This is a genomic window from uncultured Altibacter sp. (assembly GCF_963972995.1).
Taxonomy (GTDB): domain Bacteria; phylum Bacteroidota; class Bacteroidia; order Flavobacteriales; family Flavobacteriaceae; genus Altibacter.
In genome coordinates this window covers 1-17,866 of the sequence record NZ_CAXAXI010000038.1, presented here as the reverse complement: position 1 = coordinate 17,866, position 17,866 = coordinate 1, and the positions used below count along the sequence as shown (strand labels likewise).

The 17,866-nt window shown below is 41.8% G+C and carries 10 protein-coding genes and 1 pseudogene; 10 read left to right on the top strand and 1 reads right to left on the bottom strand.

Going from position 1 to position 17,866, the window contains the following annotated elements:
* The 8 genes and pseudogenes from AACZ11_RS12095 to AACZ11_RS12060 all read left to right on the top strand — a co-directional run.
* Positions 1-373: pseudogene (locus AACZ11_RS12095) on the top strand (50S ribosomal protein L1); the annotation flags it as partial.
* Between the two features lie 11 nt (positions 374-384).
* Complete coding sequence (rplJ, locus tag AACZ11_RS12090) at positions 385-906, top strand: 50S ribosomal protein L10 (protein WP_339832607.1); 522 nt, start codon at positions 385-387, stop codon at positions 904-906.
* Positions 907-962: 56 nt separating this feature from the next.
* Positions 963-1,337: a 50S ribosomal protein L7/L12 gene (gene rplL / locus AACZ11_RS12085; protein ID WP_339832605.1), complete on the top strand. Its 375-nt coding sequence runs from the start codon at positions 963-965 to the stop codon at positions 1,335-1,337.
* A gap of 135 nt (positions 1,338-1,472) precedes the next feature.
* Positions 1,473-5,285 (top strand): DNA-directed RNA polymerase subunit beta, encoded by a 3,813-nt coding sequence (gene rpoB / locus AACZ11_RS12080; RefSeq protein WP_339832602.1) that lies wholly within the window; start codon positions 1,473-1,475, stop codon positions 5,283-5,285.
* Between the two features lie 125 nt (positions 5,286-5,410).
* Positions 5,411-9,709 carry a DNA-directed RNA polymerase subunit beta' gene (gene rpoC, locus AACZ11_RS12075; RefSeq protein ID WP_290626716.1) on the top strand — a complete coding sequence of 1,433 codons (4,299 nt, stop codon included), beginning with the start codon at positions 5,411-5,413 and terminating at the stop codon, positions 9,707-9,709.
* A gap of 58 nt (positions 9,710-9,767) precedes the next feature.
* Positions 9,768-10,088 (top strand): DUF3467 domain-containing protein, encoded by a 321-nt coding sequence (locus tag AACZ11_RS12070; protein ID WP_290626718.1) that lies wholly within the window; start codon positions 9,768-9,770, stop codon positions 10,086-10,088.
* Positions 10,089-10,420: 332 nt separating this feature from the next.
* A complete protein-coding gene (locus AACZ11_RS12065; protein ID WP_290626720.1) occupies positions 10,421-11,569 on the top strand; it encodes an Ig-like domain-containing protein in 1,149 nt (382 codons plus the stop codon).
* A gap of 43 nt (positions 11,570-11,612) precedes the next feature.
* Entirely contained in the window at positions 11,613-12,317 is a 705-nt protein-coding gene (locus AACZ11_RS12060; RefSeq protein ID WP_290626722.1) for a hypothetical protein, read from the top strand.
* 4 nt (positions 12,318-12,321) lie between these two features.
* Here AACZ11_RS12060 and AACZ11_RS12055 read toward each other — a convergent pair whose 3' ends face one another.
* Positions 12,322-13,929, bottom strand: a complete 1,608-nt coding sequence (locus AACZ11_RS12055; RefSeq protein ID WP_290626724.1) for a peptide chain release factor 3 — start codon at positions 13,927-13,929, stop codon at positions 12,322-12,324.
* A gap of 466 nt (positions 13,930-14,395) precedes the next feature.
* Here AACZ11_RS12055 and AACZ11_RS12050 point away from each other — a divergent pair, with 466 nt between their 5' ends.
* Both AACZ11_RS12050 and AACZ11_RS12045 read left to right on the top strand, forming a co-directional pair.
* Positions 14,396-14,914: a FixG Ig-like domain-containing protein gene (locus AACZ11_RS12050; protein ID WP_290626726.1), complete on the top strand. Its 519-nt coding sequence runs from the start codon at positions 14,396-14,398 to the stop codon at positions 14,912-14,914.
* A 56-nt stretch (positions 14,915-14,970) separates the two neighbouring features.
* A partial coding sequence (locus AACZ11_RS12045) for a VWA domain-containing protein (RefSeq protein ID WP_339832598.1) occupies positions 14,971-17,866 on the top strand: 2,896 nt, incomplete at its 3' end.

The window sequence follows — 17,866 nt, the reverse complement described above, 5'->3', positions numbered from 1 at the left end:
AGATGTTGACGTTATTGTAACTATGCCAAGTGTTATGGGTAAATTAGGTCCTTTAGGACGCGTATTAGGTCCTCGTGGCCTTATGCCAAACCCAAAGACTGGTACAGTAACAATGGACGTTGCTAAAGCTGTTTCTGATGTAAAAGCAGGTAAAATCGATTTTAAAGTTGACAAAACCGGTATCGTACACGCCGCAATCGGGAAAGCATCTTTTGATGCCGAAAAGATTGCAGGAAACGCAAGAGAATTATTAACAACCCTCGTGAAACTTAAGCCTCAGGCGGCTAAAGGTGTCTACATTAAAAGCATCTACATGTCTAGTACTATGAGTCCTAGCGTGGAGATCGACACCAAAAGGTTTTCTGATCAGTAAAATTTGACAAAATGACAAGAGAAGAAAAATCACAAGTAATTGAAAATTTAACTGCACAGTTGTCTGAGAATCCTATTATCTATTTAGCAGATATTTCAGGACTTGACGCGGGGAACACTTCAAATTTACGTCGTGCTTGCTTTAAAGCCGGAGTGAAATTGGCGGTAGTTAAAAACACGTTACTTTCAAAAGCAATGGAAAGTTCAGATAAGGATTTCGGTGAATTGACCGGAGTACTTAAAGGGAACACGTCCTTATTGTTTTCTGAAACTGGAAACGCACCTGCAAAAGTAATCAAGGAATTCAGAAAAAAATCTGATAGACCCTTACTGAAGGGAGCGTATATTGAAGAAGCAATTTACATCGGCGACGATCAATTGGATAGATTGGTTGACATCAAGTCGAAAGAAGAGCTTCTTGGCGATATCATCGCATTGTTACAATCACCTGCTAAGAATGTTATTTCAGCATTGAAGTCTGGTGGCGGTACCATTGCCGGTATTGTTAAAACCCTTTCCGAAAGAGAAGGATAATACATTAGCACTAATTAAATTATATAAATTCAAAAATTATTTTAAAACGATAGAAAATGGCAGATTTAAAAGATTTCGCAGAACAATTAGTTAACTTAACAGTAAAAGAAGTTAATGAGTTAGCTACTATATTAAAAGACGAGTACGGTATTGAGCCTGCTGCTGCAGCTGTAGCTGTTGCTGCTGGTGGAGGTGCTGGTGCTGATGCTGCTGAAGAGCAATCAGAATTTACAGTAGTATTAAAAGCTGCTGGTGGTTCTAAATTAGCAGTTGTAAAACTAGTTAAAGAATTAACTGGTGCTGGTCTTAAAGAAGCAAAAGAATTAGTTGATAACGCTCCTTCACCTGTAAAAGAAGGTGTATCTAAGGATGAAGCAGAAGCTTTAAAAGCACAACTAGAAGAAGCTGGAGCTGAGGTTGAGCTTAAGTAAGCTTTATTACGTTCCAAACCATACGGTTTAGGTCTTACGCACGCGCGGAAAGGCCTAAACCATTTTGCGTATATAACGGTTAATACCTTTTTTATACGTTTTTCATTATTATTTTAATTAAAATTCCGTCCATAGATGTCAGCAACGCAAACTGAAAGATTGAATTTTTCCTCTGTTAAAAATAAGCCGGATTATCCCGACTTTTTGGACATTCAGATCAAATCCTTCCAGGATTTCTTCCAATTGGAAACCAAATCAGAAGAAAGAGGTAATGAAGGGCTTTACAAGACCTTCTTGGAGAATTTCCCAATTACCGACACCCGTAACCAATTTGTTTTAGAGTTTTTAGATTACTTTGTAGACCCGCCACGGTACTCCATTCAAGAGTGTATAGAGCGTGGACTCACCTACAGTGTGCCGTTAAAAGCACGTCTAAAGCTATATTGTACAGATGAAGAGCACGAAGATTTCGAAACCATCGTGCAAGATGTGTATTTGGGTACTATTCCCTACATGACTCCAAGTGGTACGTTCTGCATCAATGGTGCCGAGCGCGTTGTTGTTTCACAGTTGCACCGATCTCCTGGTGTTTTCTTTGGTCAATCGTTCCACGCTAACGGAACTAAATTGTACTCTGCCCGGGTTATTCCTTTTAAAGGATCTTGGATAGAATTTGCTACCGATATCAACAGCGTAATGTACGCCTATATCGATAGAAAGAAAAAATTACCCGTAACTACACTTTTCCGCGCCATTGGTTTTGAGCGGGATAAGGATATTTTAGAGATCTTCGATCTTGCTGAAGAAGTAAAAGCTTCAAAAACAGGTCTTAAAAAATACCTGGGACGCAAACTGGCAGCCCGTGTGTTGAAGACGTGGCATGAAGACTTTGTGGATGAAGATACAGGCGAAGTGGTTTCTATTGAACGTAACGAGATCGTGCTCGATCGTGATACGGTATTGGAAAAAGAACATATCGATGAAATTATCGATTCAGGTTCGAAGACCATCTTGCTTCACAAAGAGGATAATCACTTAGCAGACTATGCGATTATTCACAACACATTGCAAAAGGATCCTACCAACTCTGAAAAAGAAGCGGTAGAACATATCTATAGACAATTGCGTAACGCCGAACCACCCGATGAAGAAACCGCGCGCGGGATCATCAACAAGTTGTTCTTCTCAGACCAACGCTACAATCTGGGCGAAGTTGGACGTTACAGAATGAACAAAAAGTTAGGTCTTGATATTGCCATGGACAAGCAAGTGCTTACCAAGGAAGATATCATTACCATTGTAAAATACTTGATTGAATTGATCAACTCCAAAGCTGAGATCGATGATATTGATCACCTATCTAACCGACGCGTTAGAACAGTAGGTGAGCAGTTGTCACAGCAATTTGGTGTGGGTCTGGCACGTATGGCGCGTACCATTCGCGAGCGTATGAATGTTCGTGATAACGAGGTATTTACTCCAATCGATTTGATCAATGCGAAGACCTTGTCTTCTGTGATCAATTCCTTCTTTGGTACAAACCAACTATCACAGTTCATGGACCAAACAAATCCGCTGGCAGAGATCACGCACAAGCGTCGACTTTCAGCCTTAGGACCTGGAGGGTTGTCTCGTGAACGTGCAGGTTTCGAAGTTCGTGACGTTCATTACACGCACTACGGAAGGTTGTGTCCAATTGAGACACCGGAAGGACCAAACATTGGTTTGATCTCTTCACTTTCAGTATATGCGAAAGTGAATAACTTAGGATTTATTGAAACACCGTACCGCAAGGTTACCGATGGAAAGATCGATCTTAAGAATCAAGCGACGTATCTCTCTGCTGAAGAAGAAGAAGAGAAGCTGATCGCACAAGCCAATATCCCAATCACCGATTACGGAACGATCGACACCGATAAAGTTATTGCGCGTATGGAGGGTGACTTCCCGTTAGTAGACCCTAAAACGGTTCACTATACCGATGTTGCTCCAAACCAAATTTCTTCCATCTCTGCATCCTTAATTCCATTTTTGGAGCATGACGATGCAAACCGTGCGTTGATGGGATCGAACATGATGCGTCAGGCGGTACCGTTATTGATCGCAGATTCTCCTATTGTGGGAACCGGGCTGGAGCGTCAGGTAGCTTCAGACTCTCGTGTATTAATCAATGCGGAAGGGGATGGAGAAGTAGAATATGTTGATGCAAATATGATCACGATCAAATACGACCGTACCGATGAAGAGCGTATGGTGAGTTTTGATGGCGACAGCAAAACATATAACCTTGTTAAATTCAGAAAGACAAACCAAAGTACTTCTATTAACCTGAAGCCTATCGTTAGAAAAGGCGATCGGGTGAAGAAAGGACAAGTACTGTGTCAAGGGTATGCCACCGAAAAAGGTGAATTGGCACTGGGTAGAAATATGAAAGTGGCCTTCATGCCTTGGAAAGGGTATAATTTTGAGGACGCGATCGTTATTTCTGAAAAAGTAGTACGGGAGGATATCTTTACTTCCATTCATATCGACGAATATTCATTGGAAGTTCGGGATACCAAATTGGGTAATGAAGAATTGACCAATGACATTCCAAACGTTTCTGAAGAGGCCACAAAAGACCTTGACGAACACGGAATGATTCGTGTTGGTGCCGAAGTGAAGCCCGGTGATATTCTTATCGGGAAGATCACACCTAAAGGTGAAAGCGATCCTACTCCTGAAGAGAAATTGCTACGCGCCATCTTTGGTGACAAGGCCGGGGATGTGAAAGATGCTTCTTTAAAGGCATCACCATCGCTTCGCGGTGTGGTGATCGACAAGAAGTTATTTGCACGTGCTATTAAAGATAAAAGAAAAAGAGCAAAGGATAAGGAGGATATTGCTGCACTTGAAGCAGAATACTACGCTAAGTTCGATGCTTTAAAAGATGTGCTGGTTGAAAAGCTTTTTGCCATTGTAGGAGGAAAGACTGCCCAAGGGGTTATGAACGACCTTGGTGAAGTGGTATTCCCGAAAGGTAAGAAGTACACCTTGAAGATGCTAAATGCTGTCGATGACTATACGCACTTGGTAGGAGGTACTTGGACCACAGATGATGAGACCAATGCGTTGGTAGCAGATCTAATGCACAACTATAGAATTAAGGAGAACGACCTTCAAGGAAACTTGCGTCGTGAGAAGTTCACGATCTCTGTAGGAGATGAACTTCCTTCCGGAATCTTAAAACTGGCTAAAGTTTACATTGCAAAGAAACGTAAACTAAAAGTAGGGGATAAGATGGCGGGACGTCACGGAAACAAGGGTATCGTTGCACGAATTGTGCGTGAAGAGGACATGCCTTTCTTGGAAGACGGAACTCCTGTAGATATCGTACTGAACCCGCTCGGGGTACCATCACGTATGAACATTGGACAGATCTATGAAACGGTTCTAGGATGGGCCGGTCAAAAATTAGGGCGCAAATTTGCTACCCCTATCTTTGACGGAGCTACCTTGGATCAGATCAATGAACTCACAGACGAGGCGGGTATTCCACGATTTGGACATACCTATTTATTCGACGGTGGAACAGGGCAGCGTTTCGATCAACCGGCAACTGTTGGGGTGATCTATATGTTGAAACTTGGCCACATGGTAGACGATAAGATGCACGCACGTTCTATTGGACCATACTCGTTGATCACACAACAACCATTGGGTGGTAAAGCTCAGTTTGGAGGTCAGCGATTTGGAGAGATGGAAGTTTGGGCATTGGAAGCCTACGGTGCATCCAGTACACTACGTGAAATATTGACGGTAAAATCTGATGATGTTATCGGAAGAGCGAAAACCTACGAGTCTATCGTAAAAGGGGAAGCCATGCCGGAACCGGGCCTTCCGGAATCATTCAACGTGTTAATGCACGAATTGAAAGGTCTCGGACTGGATATCAGATTAGAAGAGTAAGGAACTGGCCTTTCCGCTGTCTTTCAAAGTATAAGGGAAGTCAGCGGGAAAGCATATCCCACTCTTCAACCGGAGTGAAAAAACACTCCAAAAACAAATAAAAACAAAGCATAGTACACAGCATTATGGCAAGAAATAAAGAAAACACAGTACAGAAATTCAATAAGATTTCTATTGGTTTAGCTTCTCCCGAATCCATTTTAGCGGAATCACGTGGAGAGGTCTTAAAACCTGAAACGATCAACTACCGAACGCACAAACCTGAGCGTGACGGGCTTTTCTGTGAGCGTATTTTTGGTCCTGTAAAGGATTACGAATGTGCCTGTGGTAAATATAAGAGAATTCGCTACAAGGGGATCGTATGTGACCGTTGTGGGGTAGAGGTGACCGAGAAGAAAGTACGTCGTGACCGTGTGGGACACATCAATTTAGTAGTTCCCGTAGCGCACATTTGGTACTTCCGTAGTTTGCCTAACAAGATTGGATACCTTCTTGGATTACCTTCTAAGAAGTTGGATATGATCATCTATTACGAACGGTATGTGGTGATTCAACCCGGTATTGCAAAATATGAGGACGGCGAGCCTGTCAAGAAAATGGATTTCCTAACGGAAGAAGAATATCTAGCGATCCTAGATACGCTTCCGCAGGAAAATTTATACTTGGAAGAAAGCGACCCGAACAAGTTCATCGCAAAAATGGGTGCAGAGTGTTTGATCGACTTATTAAATCGTATCGATCTCGACCAATTATCCTATAATTTGCGTCACAAAGCGAACAACGAAACTTCAAAACAAAGAAAGACTGAAGCGTTAAAGCGTTTGCAAGTGGTAGAAGCACTTAGGGACGCGAATAAGAATCGGGAGAACAAACCCGCATGGATGATCATGAAGGTCATTCCTGTGATTCCGCCGGAATTACGTCCGTTGGTACCTTTGGACGGGGGTCGTTTTGCGACATCCGATCTCAATGACCTTTACAGACGTGTGATTATTCGTAATAATCGTTTGAAGCGATTGATGGAGATCAAGGCGCCGGAAGTGATCCTTCGAAACGAGAAGCGAATGCTTCAGGAGTCGGTAGATTCATTATTTGACAATACACGGAAGTCATCTGCAGTGAAAACCGACAGCAACCGTCCGCTGAAATCTCTTTCAGATTCATTAAAAGGTAAGCAAGGGCGTTTTCGTCAAAACCTTTTAGGAAAACGTGTGGATTATTCGGCACGTTCGGTAATTGTTGTGGGACCCGAACTGAAATTGTTCGAATGTGGTCTTCCTAAAGATATGGCAGCCGAACTTTACAAGCCGTTTGTGATCCGTAAATTGATCGAAAGAGGAATTGTAAAGACAGTGAAGTCTGCAAAGAAGATCATCGATAAAAAGGAACCTGTTGTTTGGGACATTCTGGAGAACGTATTAAAAGGACATCCGGTGTTACTAAACCGGGCTCCTACGCTTCACCGTTTGGGAATTCAAGCATTTCAGCCAAAATTGATCGAGGGGAAAGCAATTCAGTTACATCCACTAGTGTGTACTGCGTTCAACGCCGATTTCGATGGTGACCAGATGGCGGTACACTTGCCATTAGGACCGGAAGCGATCTTGGAAGCACAATTATTAATGCTTGCATCGCATAATATCTTGAATCCTGCCAACGGTTCTCCGGTAGCAGTACCATCACAGGATATGGTACTGGGATTATACTATATGACCAAATTGCGTAAGTCGACACCCGACATTAAAGTAAAAGGTGAAGGCTTAACATTCTACTCTGCCGAAGAAGCGATTATCGCTTACAACGAGAAGAAAGTAGAATTGAACGCAGAGATAAAGATACGAACCAAGGATTTCAATGAGCAAGGAGAGCTTGTGAACCAGATCATCACAACCACACTAGGTCGTGTGATCTTTAACGAGCAAGTACCGGAGGAAGCGGGTTACATTAACGAGGTATTGACCAAGAAATCCCTTCGGGATATTATTGGTCGTATTTTAGAAGTGACCAGTGTTCCGGCTACCGCTACTTTCTTGGACGAGATCAAAGGCTTGGGATATAAGTTCGCTTTCGAAGGTGGATTGTCCTTTAGCTTGGGAGATATCATTATTCCGGCAGAAAAGCAAACCATGATCGACGATGCCAATTCTCAAGTAGAAGGTATCATTGCGAACTATAATATGGGATTGATCACCAATAACGAACGTTACAATCAGGTAATTGATATTTGGACAGCGACCAATGCCGAGTTGACCGAATTGTCTATGAAGCGTATACGTGAGGATCAACAAGGATTCAACTCTGTGTATATGATGCTTGACTCCGGGGCGCGTGGTTCGAAAGAACAGATCCGTCAGTTGACCGGAATGCGTGGATTGATGGCGAAGCCTAAAAAATCCAACTCAGGTGGTGGAGAGATCATTGAAAACCCAATCCTTTCGAACTTTAAGGAAGGTCTATCCATTCTAGAATACTTTATTTCAACTCACGGTGCGCGTAAAGGTCTTGCCGATACCGCATTGAAAACGGCAGATGCAGGATACCTAACGCGTCGTTTGGTGGATGTATCACAGGATGTGATTATTAATATCGAAGATTGTGGTACGCTGCGAGGTATTGAGGTTTCTGCTTTGAAGAAGAATGAAGAAGTAGTAGAATCCCTTCGTGATAGAATCGTAGGTCGTACTGCATTGAACGATGTGTTCAATCCGTTGACAAAAGAATTGTTAGTGGCTTCCGGAGATCATATTTCTGAAGCAGTCGCTACCAAGATCGAAAGTTCACCGGTAGAAAGCATTGAGGTTCGTTCGGCATTGACCTGTGAGGCTAAAAAAGGAATCTGTGCGCAGTGTTACGGAAGAAACCTTGCAACCAACAAGATGGTGCAGCGAGGAGAAGCTGTTGGAGTTGTTGCAGCACAGTCTATTGGAGAACCGGGAACCCAGTTAACGCTTCGTACGTTCCACGTAGGAGGTATTGCAGGTAACATTTCCGAAGAGAACAAACTAGTCGTTAAGTTTGACGGTATTGCAGAGATCGAAGAATTGAAAACCGTAAAAGGAGAGGATTCAGAAGGAAAGACGGTAGATATTGTGATCTCTCGTACTTCAGAAATAAAACTGGTTGACAAAAAGACCGGTATCGTGCTAAGCACCAATAACATTCCTTACGGTTCGACCATTCATGTAAAGGACGGTCAAACTGTAAAAGCAGGTGATGTTGTGTGTCAATGGGATCCTTACAACGGTGTGATCATTTCAGAATTTGCAGGTAAAATCAAATACGAGAATATCGAGCAAGGGATTACCTACCAAGTGGAGATCGATGAACAAACCGGATTCCAGGAGAAAGTAATTTCAGAATCAAGAGATAAGAAAAAGATACCAACCCTTCAAATTCTAGGGAAGAAGGACGAAGTGATTCGTTCGTACAACCTTCCTGTGGGCGCTCACTTGATGGTGGATGACGGAGATAAGATCAAGATTGGTAAGATCTTGGTGAAGATCCCTCGTAAATCGGCCAAAGCAGGTGATATTACGGGAGGTCTTCCACGTGTGACCGAGTTGTTTGAAGCTCGTAACCCGTCGAATCCTGCTGTAGTAAGTGAGATCGATGGTGTGGTTTCCTTCGGAAAGATCAAGCGTGGAAATCGCGAGATCATCGTAGAATCTAAGTTAGGTGAGATCAAGAAATATTTGGTGAAATTGAGTAATCAGATTTTGGTACAGGAGAATGATTACGTTCGTGCCGGAATGCCTTTATCTGATGGTTCTATTACTCCTGAAGACATCTTGCGTATCAAAGGACCTTCTGCCGTGCAGCAATATTTAGTGAACGAAGTTCAAGAAGTATATCGTTTGCAAGGGGTGAAGATTAACGACAAACACTTTGAAGTAGTGGTGCGTCAAATGATGCGTAAAGTACAAATTGTAGATTCCGGGGATACTACGTTCCTAGAGAATCAATTGGTACACCAGGATGATTTCATTGAGGAGAACGATAAGATCTTCGGAATGAAAATTGTTTCCAATGCAGGAGAGTCCGAAAATTTGAAGGAAGGTCAAATGATCACTTCCCGAGAATTGCGTGATGAGAACTCTATCCTTAAAAGAGCTGATAAAGTCTTGGTAGAAGCACGTGATGCCGAAACTGCAACAGCGACTCCTATTTTACAAGGAATTACCAGAGCTTCCTTACAGACCAAATCGTTTATTTCGGCGGCTTCCTTCCAGGAAACCACCAAAGTATTAAACGAAGCGGCCGTAAGCGGTAAGGTAGATGATCTTGAAGGATTGAAGGAGAATGTAATTGTAGGTCACAGAATTCCGGCCGGAACAGGTATGCGTCGCTACGACCATATTATTGTGGGCTCTAAAGAGGAGTTGGAAGAAATGACCCGCGAGAAGCAAGAAGTTAATTATAACTAATAAGAACCTTACGAGCGCTCTACGGAGCGCTCGTCTTTTATAAATTAATCTAGAGAGTATGGCAGATCAAAAAAAACCAAAGCAGCAGCAAGGGCAGATCAATATAGAATTGGATGAGAATGTTGCCCAAGGTATTTATAGTAACTTGGCGATCATTAATCACTCTGTTTCAGAATTTGTAGTGGATTTTGTGACGATCATGCCGGGTGTTCCAAAGAGCAAAGTGAAGTCTCGCATTATCTTGACCCCGCAGCATGCAAAACGTTTAGTTAAGGCATTGAACGACAATGTTCAGCGTTTTGAGAAAGCGCACGGTGAGATCAAAGATTATCAGCAGCCTTCTATCCCAATAAATTTTGGACCTACAGGCGAAGCCTAATTATAAATAATCCAACCTCACTTTTTGTGAGGTTTTTTTATACCTACTTTTTACTTCCTGTTCTTTCTGTCAAGGCACCTTTATGACGTAAAAGTCATATACTATAATATTTCCCGAATTCACGTAAATACATCCAAAATTCGATACATAAGACGTGTTAAAACTATGTTTATTGGTTCGAAAAATGCATTTTAACGATTTTATAAGAGCTTACAACGAATATAACACTCTGTATTGTAAGAAATTACTTCATCTGTTATACATTTGTCTCAAATCATAAGAGCCCCAATTGGTTTAAACCAATTCTTGTGACGAACCCAAATACCCTACTTATGAAAATAACTGTACCTTCAATTCAGTTTGGCGCATCATATTTGGTAATTTCAAGTTTCATTTTCTTGTTACTTACCGCCAGCAGTCTTGGACAAACCCAAGCACCTTCTGTAACTAGTGGTGTTACATTTCAATGGGACGAAACTCAAACTGTTCCAACCGATCCTGCTACTTTAAGCTCTATTACCATAAATGGAGAGGTATTTCAATCGATTGCTGCACCTTCTTCATATGTATTAACCCGATTGGGTCCTAATGGTCATAGTCCTAATAAGGTGATTAGAAACGGAACAATTATAAACAATTCAAGTGCTACCGTAAATTGGTCTGTAGACGCATTGGCTGCCTTTCAGGATAAAAACTTGAATCATTATTTTCAAGCCAATCCTAACGGTAGAGATATTTGTAATGACTTTTCGGCAGTAAGCACTACCGATGCACAACTGCAATCTCTTTATTATAATCCGGGAATTCCTTCGAATCAAGGAGGTATTATTGCAATCACCGAACGTAATGCCAATAATTGCTATTACATTGGTGTATATGGCACGCCGGTAGGAGGGGGCCCTGAACAGTTCCTAGGGGACACTTTTGTGAGATCGTATTCGACTAACCAAAACGGACCTTTGTTCAACGCACCTCCCGCCGGAGTAGATTATTGGAATTCGGGACGCGTGGTTGAGAACAACGGAACTATAGGGATTGCAATTTTCTTATTAGAGGATTTAGCGCCCGTTGGATCTGTGATTACCCGCGTTGATCTCCTTGCTTCAACTGCCGATCACGGTGACGGAAAGTTTTTCATCTTACAGCGTTATGCAGTCCCTAAGACCGAAAGAAGTTGTATGAATGAAGCCTTCAACGGGACTGTGGATGGAATTAACATCCCGAACGGTTCTACGTTTTCATTGGTTTCAGGACCTACCCCTGCAGGGCAATCTTTCACCTTTAATTCAGACGGTAGTTATTCCTATGATCCTTCTATTGGATTTACGGGTGATGTAACCTTCGATTATTCGGTCTGTCTGCCGGCTCCAAACACCGGAACCTGTGATACAGCTACAGTAACCATAACATATGAATCCGGACCTGGGACTGGTTGCGAATGTTCCTCCGGTAACGCGGATGCCCCGCTTTTACAAAACTAAATTATGCTTGTATTGAAACTAATAATGAACTAAACGATTGATTATGAAAAATACTATTACACTTTTTTCGATTTTCCTTACAATCACCCTCATGGGTCACGCTCAGGTTGGTATTGGAACTACGAATCCTCAGGAAACACTACACGTTGCAGGAAGTGGCAGTACAATTCGTGTTGAAGGATTGAGTCACGTTAATAACAGTAGTAATTTGGGAGGTTCTTCTATGTACAATGTATTGGTCGACCAAAATGGAACTATGGTACTTGGTAATCTGTCCGGAGAAATTTCTTCTGATTCTAATATCGAAAGTCCGGTGGTTGTACAAACCACGGCAAATTCAGGTTTAAATGCCTCACAGCTCTATAAAAAGAACTTTACCCTTACCCAACGTGCCTTGGTAGTGATCACGTATTATGTAGCGTTAGATTTTCAAGGGTATGACGGCATTACTAAAATAGACGATGGTAGAGCAAAAGTGGCGCACAATTATTTTTATCTAGGTAATGGAACTACCCCTGACACATCTAAATCCTACGGAATGACGAGCGTAGTGTATTCCAACGTTAATTGCGATACTGCTACAGGGTTTATTTACAACTCACGTTCTATGACCATTGCTTTGGAACCGGGGACCTACAGTGTACACTTACAAGGTGCGGTATTTGGGGGCGGTTTGGTTTCTGATGCTGCTTTTCAAGTAGCCTTTGGAAATGGAGACAGACTTGACATTCAAGCAATCTACTTGTAAGAAACTATTTTGCAGAATTAACTTTTTCGAACTCGCTCACAAAATGCAAATGTACGTTTGGATATTTGGACTGCGTCATTTGTAATGTAAAGGCTGAATCGGCAAAGAAAACAAGTTGTCCGCGCTTATCCTTTGCAAGAAATTTGGATTTAACACGCTTAAAATCTGCAAACTCATCACTCTTAGGATCTTTCGGGTCGACCCAACAGGCTTTGTGAACATTGAGATTCTCATACGTACAAAGGGCACCGTATTCATGCTCCAGACGATATTGGATCACTTCAAATTGAAGTGCGCCTACAGTTCCAATGACCTTTCGACCGTTTAGTTCCAACGTAAATAATTGAGCGACACCTTCATCCATTAATTGATCGATCCCTTTTTCCAATTGCTTGCTTTTCATAGGATCTGCATTGTTGATGTACTTGAAATGCTCCGGAGAAAAACTTGGAATTCCTTTGTAACGCATTTCTTCGCCTTCGGTAAGGGTGTCACCAATTTTAAAATTCCCGGTATCATGTAAACCAACAATATCACCGGGATACGATACATCGACAATTTGTTTCTTTTCGGCAAAGAAGGCATTCGGACTCGAAAATTTTAGTTTTTTCTTGTTTCGAACGTGTAAATAGGCTGTGTTTCTTTCGAAAGTTCCTGAAACCACTTTTACAAAGGCCAAGCGATCTCTATGCTTTGGGTCCATATTCGCATGAATTTTGAACACAAATCCCGAAAATTCTTTTTCTTCCGGTCGCACCAATCGCGTATCGCTCTCCTTAGGTCGGGGCTTTGGGGCAATTTCAACGAAACAATCGAGCAATTCCCGCACACCGAAATTGTTCAAAGCAGAACCAAAGAAGACCGGCTGAAGCGAACCTTCCAAATATTCATCACGATTAAAATCGGGGTATACTTCATACACCAATTCTAGTTCTTCACGAAGTATAGTCGCCGCTTTTTCTGAAATGATCTTTTCAAGGTCCGGATGATTGACATCCCCAATTTCAATGGTCTCTTCAATATTTTTTCGACTGTCACCACTAAACAGATTCACATTTTTTTCCCAAATGTTATAAATACCTTTAAAGTCGTATCCCATTCCAATTGGGAAACTAAGCGGTGTGACCCGAAGATGTAGCTTTTGCTCGATCTCATCCAGCAATTCAAAGGCATCCTTTCCTTCTCGGTCCAATTTATTGATAAAAACGATCATAGGGATATTACGCATTCGACAAACTTCTACCAGTTTCTCCGTTTGTTCTTCGACACCCTTCGCCACATCGATCACAACGATCACACTGTCCACGGCAGTAAGGGTTCTAAAGGTATCTTCTGCAAAATCCTTATGCCCGGGAGTATCTAGAATATTGATCTTTACGCCTTCATATTCAAATGCTAATACCGAAGTTGCCACCGAGATACCTCTTTGCCGTTCGATCTCCATAAAATCACTGGTCGCCCCTTTTTTTATCTTATTGCTTTTCACGGCACCCGCTTCTTGAATAGCACCTCCAAAGAGAAGCAACTTCTCTGTCAATGTGGTTTTTCCGGCATCGGGGTGAGATATGATACCAAAAGTTCTTCTTCGTTCAATTTCGCGTTTTAGTGACATCGATTGTATAAATAATTAGGCGCAAAGATACACCTACTTTTATGGTTTTAAAAACCGGAAATACTTATAAATTTTCACGGCTTTTAACTGTAAATTTTTCATTAAATTTTAAGACAATATTAAGGTTTCAATTCTCAGTACTTTAGGGCAATTTTGAAGGAAAAATACCAATGGTTTTTAAAATTTTCCTACGTTTCTTTACTAAAGGTTTCCTACAAATTATTAAACTGCGAACTCTCTTAAAAAGAGAGATATACGTATAAACACGTATATACTTTTCCTACAAAAATCCTTGTTGATATTGGAAGATTTGTGTAGTTCACCGAATATTTTTAACCGTTGAACTAATAGTTGAAAATTTGTAAGAATTTAACATTTTTTCCTACGTATATTTGGTTTAAGAAATTCAAAATCAATGCTGTTGGGGCATTTTTTTTTGCATTGCTAATAACCAAATTTTACAATCATGAAAGTTTTAAAAAGAACATCCTCAAAGGATACTTCAAAACTATTATTTACATCTATTATAGTGCTATTTACGGTGAGCTTGTTTTCTTCACAAATCATCGCGCAAAATTGTAATTCCGAATTGAAGGTGCTAAAGAACAGAAATGCGCGTTCTGTTGCCGAAAATGACGGGACGCAATTCACGTTTCAGCTAATCAATAATGCTACTTCGGCACAAACCTATACCATCCGGACCGAAATGTCCAATAAGGTGTTTAAGGTGAAAGGAAAGGTTCCGAAACGTTTGGGACCTAATCAAAATCTTACGAGAACTGTCCTTAAGAATAGAGCACAGATACAATACATTACGGTACCGGCGGGGGCGACTGTCACTTTTCAGGTTCAAGTTACCGTACCGCCGAACACTCCCGTAAATCACTGGGGGGGCATTGATGTTACAGCCACGAGCGATATGTGCCCAAACAACAATATATCAACCCTCTTACGATTATATGTTAGTGACGCTTCAGCTGAGTAAGCTTAAGAAAACAACTAACAAACAAAAATATAGGCTACCACCTAAAATCTCATTTTATGGAAAAGCAATTACTCACTAAAAAAATAGCTAACAGAAAATCGGCCTCACTATTTATAGGTCTTTTTCTTTGTGGCGTGTTTTCACTTTTTTCTCAAGAGATAATCTTGAATAAAGTGGTGACCGAAAGCACCTTGTGTAATCAGTTCGATGTTACGCTTACTGTTATTGGGGACCCTCCGCCAATCGCTCAGGAAGTAGTGTTGGTAATCGACAGATCGGGTAGTATGGGATACGATATACCCAACGATCCCAATGAGTCTATCGACTATGCAAAGGACGCAGCTTCAGCTTTTGTAAATAATCTGTTCCTACCGGCCAATAATCCTACGGGCGCAAATCGTGTGGCCGTAGTTTCTTATTCAACCTCTGCCACTTTGGATATAGGATTGACAGGAGCAGCCGGTAAACAAGCTATTTTAGATGCTATTGATGATTTAGTGGCCAGTGGCGGAACGAACATTGCCGGGGGTTTGGACGTGGCAGATACACACCTTACCAATGCCGGGAACTTCAATTGTGAAACTGCACGAAGTATTCTATTGCTTACCGATGGTGTCACGAACCGAAGATTGAACGGAGTAACCACTTGTAGCAGTAACCCTACGGGTCCATTTCCCGCCAATAACACGGCCTGTATGAATGATGCTATTAATGAAGGTATTGGTGCCCAAACCACTACGGTATTGGGTGAAGTATACAACCAAACAATTTTTTCTGTAGGACTCTTTGGAGGGATTGATAATTCCGACGGTCAAATTCCTGCGACGTTTACGTTGGATCAAATTCAGAATGGAGGTTTATATACCACTGAAAACGCAGCCGATCTTACAGCGATCTATAATCAAATTTTGGGACAGTTAGCATTCGCGGCCAAAGACGCCATCGTTACCGATATGCTGGGAACAGGTTTTCAATTAGTTCCGGGATCTATAAGTCTACCCTTGGAAGCCACTTATAACAATGGCACCAATACCATTACATGGGACTTAGGAAATGTTTCCAATGAAACGCTAACTCTGGAATACACCATTGAAGCCTTCGGAATGGACAGTTGTGGGATTCAAAATTCAGGAATGAGCCAGATGACCTACGAAAACTCCGAATGTGATCCGGAAGTCATGCCTTTTCCGAACCCTCAAGTTTGTGTCCCTTGTCCGGTCATTTCAGACCCAACCCTGGATCAAATTGATTGTACTAACGAAGTAAATTATTCAGCAACTTTCAACCCTGGAACTTGTACACCCTTTTCAGTGGCGTTCGAATGGGAATTTTTTCTAGATAACGTTTCTGTGGGTACAGTGGCAGGAACAACAATGGGAGATCTTTCGGGAACTTTTGTATACACTGGTGGAGGTTCTTTCGATGGCGATTTTAGAGCCGAATTAACCTATACCGGAACTTACAATAACAATTGTAACTTACCTCCGGTAATGGTAGATTCCAATATTCAAGTGTATGTACCGCCTACTGCACCTGTAAGTGGAGGCGATCAAGCCGAATGTGCTGCTCAGCCTACCATTCAAACATTAACGGCAATGGCCAATGTGCTTCCTAATCAAAGTGTGGTGTGGTACGATATGCCTCAAAATGGAAATGTTGTAAACCCAATCCTAAATACTATTGGTTCTGTAACGTATTATGCTGAAACTGTAGATTCCATAAGTGGTTGTTCCAGTACATCGAGAACACCGGTGACATTAACATTATATAATTGTGCTATTACTATTGAAAAATCTGCTACGCCGGATGACCCGAATAATTGTAATCCCGTAGCGCCTAATGAAAGTATCGCGTATACGTTTACCGTAACCAATCAAGGGGATGTTGCCATCACCGGAGTTGAAGTAAATGATCCGTTGATCGACCCAATTAACCCGATTCCAGGTCCCGATAGTGGCGATGCCACAAATCCCGGTGTATTAGATGTTGGAGAGGTTTGGACATATACTGCATCGTATACGGTCACACAAGCAGATATTGTAAATGGGCAAGTACTTAATACCGCTACCGTCGATGGATCAGTAACAGGTTCCTCAGCTTCTTTTAATGTGAATGATGATGATTCTGAAACTGTTGTTTTATGTCAAAATGCTGAAATATCCATTACAAAAGCAAGTACGAGCGCCACAGGTAATTGTATCAATTTTGAAGAAAATGATATAATAGCATATACGTTCGAAGTTACTAATGAAGGAGATGTAGATATCACAAATGTTGTAGTGACCGATCCTGTATTGGGTGGTGTCATTGCCGGACCTGCAAATGGTGATATCAATAATGATAACATTTTAAATGTAGGTGAAGTATGGTATTATACGGCAAATTATGCAGTAACTCAAGAAGACGTTGATAATGGTTCTGTAGTTAATATAGCTGAAGTTAACGGGAATACAGCATTGGGAGCAGTTAATGACCCAAGTAATCAAGTAACTGTTTTAATTTGTCAGGCTGGCGATATAGCCCTTGTAAAGACAAACGATCAAATCCCCGGACAAGGCAACTGTGTTGATCTCTCTGAAGGCGATACGGTAACATATACCTTTACGGTCACCAATGAAGGGAACCTGTCGATTGACAATGTAGTGGTCACTGATCCGCTTGCAGGTCTTTCGGCCATTGCCGGACCAAGCGGAGATACAGGAGCCGATGGGATCTTAGGTCTCACGGAAGTATGGACCTATACAGCTACCTATGTAGTGACCCAGGCCGATGTGGATGCAGGTCAGATAACCAATCAGGCGAGCGTCAATGGACTTGCGATGAACCCTGCCAATACTCCGGTGAGCGATCTTTCAGGATCGACCACCACTACGGATGATGCTACGGTGATTCCTATCTGTCAGGCTGGCGATATAGCCCTTGTAAAGACAAACGATCAAATCCCCGGACAAG

Bases quoted from the DNA above. Each gene is read 5' to 3' on its own strand.
- rpoB (WP_339832602.1), top strand. From the start codon at position 1,473: ATGTCAGCAACGCAAACTGAAAGATTGAATTTTTCCTCTGTTAAAAAT.
- AACZ11_RS12065 (WP_290626720.1), top strand. From the start codon at position 10,421: ATGAAAATAACTGTACCTTCAATTCAGTTTGGCGCATCATATTTGGTA.
- AACZ11_RS12070 (WP_290626718.1), top strand. From the start codon at position 9,768: ATGGCAGATCAAAAAAAACCAAAGCAGCAGCAAGGGCAGATCAATATA.
- AACZ11_RS12060 (WP_290626722.1), top strand. From the start codon at position 11,613: ATGAAAAATACTATTACACTTTTTTCGATTTTCCTTACAATCACCCTC.
- AACZ11_RS12055 (WP_290626724.1), bottom strand. From the start codon at position 13,929: ATGTCACTAAAACGCGAAATTGAACGAAGAAGAACTTTTGGTATCATA.
- AACZ11_RS12050 (WP_290626726.1), top strand. From the start codon at position 14,396: ATGAAAGTTTTAAAAAGAACATCCTCAAAGGATACTTCAAAACTATTA.
- rplJ (WP_339832607.1), top strand. From the start codon at position 385: ATGACAAGAGAAGAAAAATCACAAGTAATTGAAAATTTAACTGCACAG.
- rpoC (WP_290626716.1), top strand. From the start codon at position 5,411: ATGGCAAGAAATAAAGAAAACACAGTACAGAAATTCAATAAGATTTCT.
- rplL (WP_339832605.1), top strand. From the start codon at position 963: ATGGCAGATTTAAAAGATTTCGCAGAACAATTAGTTAACTTAACAGTA.